Genomic DNA, 6,843 nt, shown 5'->3' on the forward strand with positions numbered 1-6,843 from the left:
TCGGGATGGCGCGCCAGCCAGGTGGGTGCGAAACGTCCTGCGTCCAAGCCGGTCTGGTTGGCCAGCGCCTCGTCGCTGAAGTAGCCGAACATGGTTTCGCCCCGGTAGAACGGCGCACCGTCCACGCTGAGCGTGTAATCGAAGGTCTGGAGCGAGGATCCGGGCAGGATGGTGGTGGACAGCAGCCGCGAGGACTGCACGATGGTGCGATCGCGCAGGTCGACCTGGCGCAGCACGGTGGCGGTACCGCCGAGGTTGCGCAGACTGAGCGTGGTGCCGGGCTGGGGCAGGGTCGGTCCCGCGTAGTAGCCCATGAGCAGCGCCGCCTGTAGCGAGGTCTCCATGTACACGAAGTGCGGCATGGATTCGTCGGCGGTGTCCGCGTAGTACCAGGAATCGGCCGGGGAGTCGTATTCGGTGGTGTAGGAGGCGCTGTCGAGCTGCCCCCGCGCACCGTCGAAGGTGAGCACCCGATCCACCAGCAGCAGCCCGCCGGTCGGCAACCGGGTGGCCCGCACCCCGGTGTACGCCTCGAATTCCGGTCCCATGGCGATACCCTGATCCCCGCGGGCCAGATGGGCCATGTGGAATTCGTTGAGCAGCGGCCCGCGCCCCGCCGCGCCGGGACCGACATCCGCACCGGCCGCCTCGATCACCATGACGGTGACCTCGAGCGCGGCGGCGTCACGGAACTCCGCCCGCGCCCGCACGAACGGCCGCGGCACGAGATCGAGTGCCTCGACCACCAATTCGACCGTGCCCGAACCAGTCACCGGCGTGCCCACCACCCCCGTGCTGAGCGTGCTCCCGGACAGGCACAGCGGCATCCCGGTGAACAGGGCGAACACTTCGGCCACCTGGGTCGCCGCCGCGCCCGTATCCCCGTCGAAACGCGCGACGACCCGGCCGTTTCCGGCACCGCCGTACAGCTCGATATCGGTGACCTCGGTCAGCACCAGCGCCCCGTGACCGGCGAGCCGCGCCGCCGAGTCGACCCCGGCCCGCCGGTAGGACGCCCCGAACACCTCGGCGACCTCCCCGCGCGCCAGCGTTTCCAGGGCCGCGCGGCCCAACCGGGTGCGCCCGCTCCGGGCGAGCGGCTTGAACGCCCCTTCGGGCGCGGTGACACGGCGGCTGTCGTTCGTCGTACCGGTGCCACCATCTCGTCCGTACGCGCCGACTCCATTCGAATCCCCGGCCGGTGGCGAATCCGCGGTGCTGCCCGCAGCAGCCGTCTCGACCCGCTCGCCACCGTGATTCTGCAGGGCCGGTGGCGTCGCGGCCCTTCGCGGTTCGCCGTTCGCATCGGGCGGTTCCGGTTGCCCCGCCCTCGAACCCACCCGCCGCCACAGCGCCCATTGCATGGCCGTCTGTGCCGACAGCGCGGCGCGATGCGCGGCCACCACTCCGGCTCGAATCTCCGCCAGCGGGTTCGCGGCCGACGCGCCGGGCACATCGACGCGCGATTCCCGTCCCGCCGCCGCATCCGGTCCCCCGGCTACCGCCGAGTCCACGGCCCGCACCTCGACCGGCGCGGTAGTCCGCTCGCCCGCCGCACCGGCACGACCGTCCGGGCCGGCCGGTACCTCCGGGGCCGCTTCGCCTCGCCGCTCCCCCTCCGCGCCCATGGCCGCGGTTTCCGCCCGCCCCACTCCCGTCGGGTCGAAGGCGATTCCGTCGAATTCCAGTCCTGTCATGCCGTCCACCGCCTCACCGAGGTCCGGAACTTCTCCGTCAGATCGGGGGTCGTCACCACGGTGACGTCCGAGAACCGTTGCAGTACCGTGCCGTCCGCGCTCAGGGCGGTGGCGTCGATGCGGGCCTCCATGCGGGCGGGCCGGGGGTTGTCGACCAGGAGCAGGAAGGGCTCGCCGGTCGGGAGGGGTGCGTGATAGTCGATGCGGCCGATGCCGAGTGGCAGGCAGGCCGTACCGAGCAGGCGGTGGCCCAGGACCGGCGGCCCTTGCAGCACGAGGTCCGCCGTGACCGGGTTGTGCAACCGGCCCGCGTAGGCCCCCAGGGCGACCGGCTCGGCCGGGAGGGAGCATTCGAAGACGATCGCGGCGTCGCTCTCCGACCGTATCCGGCGCAGCCCCTGGAGCGCGGGGGCGTGGAATTGGACGGCGTCGCGGTATATCCGCTGGGCATCCGTTGCTACGCCGTCCGGAATCCGCGGCCGGGCAGTGGGTTCCGATGCCGCGCCGTACAGCAGGGTGGCCCGGAAGTGAGCGGTGGTCTCGCCGAAGACGGTGGCGCGCACGGCATCGTGCCCGTCGATCGACCCGATCGGCTCGATCTCCAGTTCCAGCGCGGTCACGGGATGGTCGAAGACCAGCCCCTTGAGCACCTGGAAGTCGTGCACGCCCATCACCGTTCGTCCCGCTCCGGCGCGCTCGGCGAGATTGACCATCGCACCCAGCCCGAACGTCGCCGGGAGCACGATGTGCTCGCCGATCCGATGGGCGGCGATGACCGGTTCGTCGACGAGTCCGGCCAGTCCGCGGCGGGCCCGGAGCGGCCCCGTTTCCACCGCCCCCGTCGACAGCGGTGTCGCCGCGCCGACGAGCAGCACCGATTCCGCCCGCCGCGCCGTGCTGAACTGAGCCGTGAACGCCGCCGCACCGGCGGCCGGATCCAGCAGCGGGATGCCCCGGCTCCGGAAGTGCTCGCGCAGTGCGGCGGTCACCATGCCGCCGTCCCACGCGCCCCAGTCCAGCGCGGTCACCCGGCGTTCCGGGTAGCGGCGGCCCCAGCCGACGGCGAAGCGGCTCAACGCCTCGTTGGCCGCCGCGTAGTCCGCCTGCCCGGCATTGCCGAACAATCCGGCCACCGAGGTGAACAGCACCAGGTGCCGGGGTGCTTCGACGACCGCCAGCACCGCGGCGAGTCCGGCGAGCTTGGGGCGCAGCACCCGGTCGATGGATTCCGGCGTCTTGTCGGGGAGCAGGGAATCCGCGAGCACTCCGGCCCCGTGCACGACCCCGGTGATGGCGTCGCGCCACGGCAGTAGCGCCCAGCGCAGCGCTTCGGCGTCGGTGGCGTCGACCGCCACGTAGTCGGCGCGCTCGCCGAGTTCGTCCAGCACGGACCGGATCTCGCGCACCGCACGCACGCCCGCGCAGTGCCGGTCGATCTCACGCGGCGTCACGCCGTTCCCGGCCAGCGCCCGCACCGCCGCTGCCTCGAGTTCCGCATCGGCCACGCCGTGTGCCCACTCCGGGTCGGGCACCGGTTCGGTCCGGCCCAGCAATACGAACCGGGCCGGGCATACGCGGGCCAGCGCCCGCACACAGGTCGCCGTCACCCCGCGCGCACCACCGGTGACCAACAGCACGTCGTCCTCGGTGAGGTCGTCGACCTCGAAGTCGGTGTCGGCGTGCACGATATCGCTGTCCCGCGCCGCCGCGTGCCGACTCGGCACCAGCGTGCGCCGCCGCCCCGCCGCGTCCACCCCGACCTCGACGGTGTCCCGCGCCGCATCGCACAGTTCCTCGAGCACGATCTCGGCCAGCTGTCCCGGCAATACCGCCGGATCGATGTCGAGTGCCCGGCAGAACAGCGATGGCTGCTCCGCGGCAAGGGTTTTCACCATGCCGCCGAGGCCGCCCAACAGGGCCGCAACCGGTGCGGCTCCCTGGAATCCGAGCTGCCCGTCGATCCGCGTGACGGTGACGAATCCGGCCCGGCCGCTCGCACCGCCCAGTACCGGCAACGCCCGTCCGGCCACCAGGATGCCGTCGCTCAGGACGCGTTGCGCCTGTTCCCATTCCGACGCTACCCCCGCGACCACCACGCACACATCCGCCGGAGCCCCGCCGAGGTCGGCGGCGCCGTCGGCTCGCCGTACCTGCCAGCCCCGCTCGCGCAGTTCCTCCTCCACCGCCTCGCAATCGGTTTCGGCGGAGTGGTCCAGGCACACCACCACGGCGCGCCCGGCCGTCCGATACGGATCCACGACGAGATCCACCGGCGCGAGTTCGACGAGTTCGACGAGGTGCCGCGGCGTCCGGGCCGCGGCCTCAGCTTTTGGGTGGACATCACCCCCGACCAGTTCCGCCAGGATCTGATCGAGAGTGCGCAGCGTCCCCAGTTGCTCGGGGCCGAGACTCGGTAGCGCGGGGAAGCGTTCCTGGAGTGCGCCGATCACCTGCACCCGCTTGATCGAATCCACCCCGAGGTCCGCCTCCAGATCCATGGCCGGATCGATCATCTCCACCGGATAGCCGGTCTTCTCGGCCACGACCTCGAGCAGGGTCCGCCGCAGCGCGTCGTCCGACGCCGCCTCGGAGACGGACGGTCCGTCCCCCGATGCCTCCGCCGTATCAGGCTGTTCCTTCGCCGTATCGGGCTGTGCCTCCGCCGATCCCGCCAGCAGTTCCGCGATCTGATCCAACGTGCGCAGTGTGCCCAGTTGCTCGGGACCGAGACTCGGTAGCGCCGGAAAACGTTCCTGGAGCGCCCCGATCACCTGCACCCGCTTGATCGAATCCACCCCGAGGTCCGCCTCCAGATCCATGGCCGGATCGACCATGTCCACCGGATAGCCGGTCTTCTCGGCCACCACGTCACGCAGCGCCTGCCGCAGAGTGTCGCTGGAGACGACCGAATCGGCCGCGGCCGCACCGGGGACGGATTCGATCCCCGGCGACGCGGACTCGGCATCGGCCCGATGCGACGAGTCCGCCCCGTTCCCGGTCGACCGCGATGCGGTATCCGCGGGCGGCGGCACGATCGCCCCATTGCCGGAGACCAGCGACCGCTGTGCGGTGTCTTCCACTACCCGCGCCGTGTGGCCCGGCGCGAACGACCGCAGCGGGTCGGCGTCCACCGTGAAGGCGGTGGCACGCGGCGACACCGACCCCCCACCCTCCAACTCGGCCAGCTGCGCCAGCACCTCGCTGGCTCGCGAGTGGCTGTCGCTGATGGCCACGCCGTGCTCCTTCACGGCCTCGATGGCGCGCACGGTCAGATCGTCGAGCGCGCCGTCGCGCAGCGCTCCCGCGAGCCCGCGCGCCAGGTCGAGCTGGCCGTCCAGGTAGTGGCGGTGGGTGTGCAGATGCTGGGCGAGGGCGCTGTCCAGGGCGCTCGCGGGCTCTCGGTACTGCGGGTCCGCTGACACGTGGTTCTCCGATTGTCCGTTCGAGGGAATGATCGCGGGCGAGGGGGCGGGCACCGGCACGGGAGCCGGTGCCGGTGGCGGTGGCGGTGGCGCGGGAGCGTCCACGGTGGCGCGATAACCGTCCGACAGGGCGGCGGCGTAGGCGGCGCGACGGCTCTCCGGCACGTACTCGGGAGCCGAAAGCGTCACCGCCATGGCGGGTTTCGAGGTGACCGCCGGCGGTTCGGCGACGGCGAAACGATTGATGCCGCGAATATCGAAGCCCAGCACGGCCAACCGCACCGCGGCCCGCTTGAGCGCGAGGTCACCATTGCCGATCGGCCCGGAGTCGGTCGCGATGGCGATCACCTGGTCGCCGTAGGTGCGGCGTACCAGCGAGGTCAGCACCTGCTTGGGACCGAATTCCACGAAGACGGTGCAGCCGTCGGCCCGCATGGCGGCCAGCGCGTCGGCGAACTCCACCGGATTGCTGAGCTGCGCGGTGAGGGTGGCGCGATTGCCGTCGTCGTCCTCGCCGTAGGCAGCGCCCCGGGTATTGGCGTACACCGGCGCGTCCGGCGCACCGATCTCCACCTCCGCGACCGCCGCCCCGAACGTCGCCACCGCATGGCCGACGTACGGCGTGTGGAACGCACCGGACACCGGCAGATGCCGGAGCGCCCAGCCATTTTCGGCACACCGCTCGGTCACCGTCGCCACTCCGTCGGTGCCACCGCCGACCACGACCTGATCGGGCGCGTTGTGATTGCAGATCCACACGTCGTCGATACCGTCGATGAGCGCCTCCACCACGTCGCGTGCGGCGGCGATCGCGACCATGGTGCCCGCGTCCACGCCGTCGGCCACCGTCATGGCCGCGCCGCGCGCCCGCGCCAGCCCGAAGAACTGCTCGGTGGTGACCGCACCGGCGGCCCACAGCGCGGTGAGCTCACCGAAGCTGTGCCCGAGGTACCCGTCCGCCCGGAATCCGTACTCGGACAGCACCCGGTACTGCCCCGCCGACAGCGCCCCGATGGCGGGCTGCGCGAATTCGGTGCGGCGCAGGGTGTTCTCCTGCTCCTCCCGCGTGGACTCGTCGAAGGCGGGCGGCGGGAACACCACCGCGCCGAGTCGCACCGGCGCATCGGCGAATCCGGCGTTGGCGGCGTCGAAGGCCGCGCCGACGGGTGGATTGTTCAGCGCCGCGTCGGCACCCATATCGACATACTGGCTGCCCTGACCGGCGAACAGCGCGCCGACCTTGCGGTCCGGCAGCGCCGCCGCCCGGAAGTACACGCCCTCCGGGTGATCCCAGTGCGCCGCATCGGGGTTGCGCACCAACTCGTCCACCGCGAGCGCCCGCAGATGGTCGGTGGAGTCGTCGTCGATCGAGACGAATCCGATGCGGGCGTGGCCCTCCGGAATATCCCCGCCGTCTCCGCCCGCGCGGTCGCGCACCGCGTCGATGAGCGTGGCCACGTCGGGCGCGTGCCAGAGGTGGGCGCGCGGCACCCGGTGCAGCACCGGCCCGCGCGTCGCGTCCGCCTCCTCCAGCACCAGGTGGAAGTTGGTGCCGCCGAAGCCCATTGCCGAGGCCGCCGCCCGCCGCACCGGCCGCCTCGGATCCCGGATCCACGGCCGGGTGCGACTGTTCACGTAGTACGGCGCGGTCGCCGCGTCGATCTCGGCATTGGGGGCCTCGACATTGATGGTGCCGGGCAGCACCTTCTGGTGCAGGGCCAGCG

At 71.9% G+C, this 6,843-nt stretch carries 2 protein-coding genes; both read right to left on the minus strand.

Going from position 1 to position 6,843, the window contains the following annotated elements; genetic code table 11:
- Positions 1 to 1,697: beta-ketoacyl synthase (locus tag QK444_RS29870; protein ID WP_282785459.1), on the minus strand; the 1,697-nt coding region annotated here is incomplete at its 3' end.
- Positions 1,694 to 6,843, minus strand: a 5,150-nt coding sequence (locus QK444_RS29875; protein WP_282785460.1) for an acyltransferase domain-containing protein, incomplete at its 5' end; no start/stop codon positions are given. The genes QK444_RS29875 and QK444_RS29870, both read right to left, overlap by 4 nt.

This window comes from Nocardia sp. CC201C, from assembly GCF_030010695.1.
Lineage (GTDB): Bacteria > Actinomycetota > Actinomycetes > Mycobacteriales > Mycobacteriaceae > Nocardia > Nocardia otitidiscaviarum.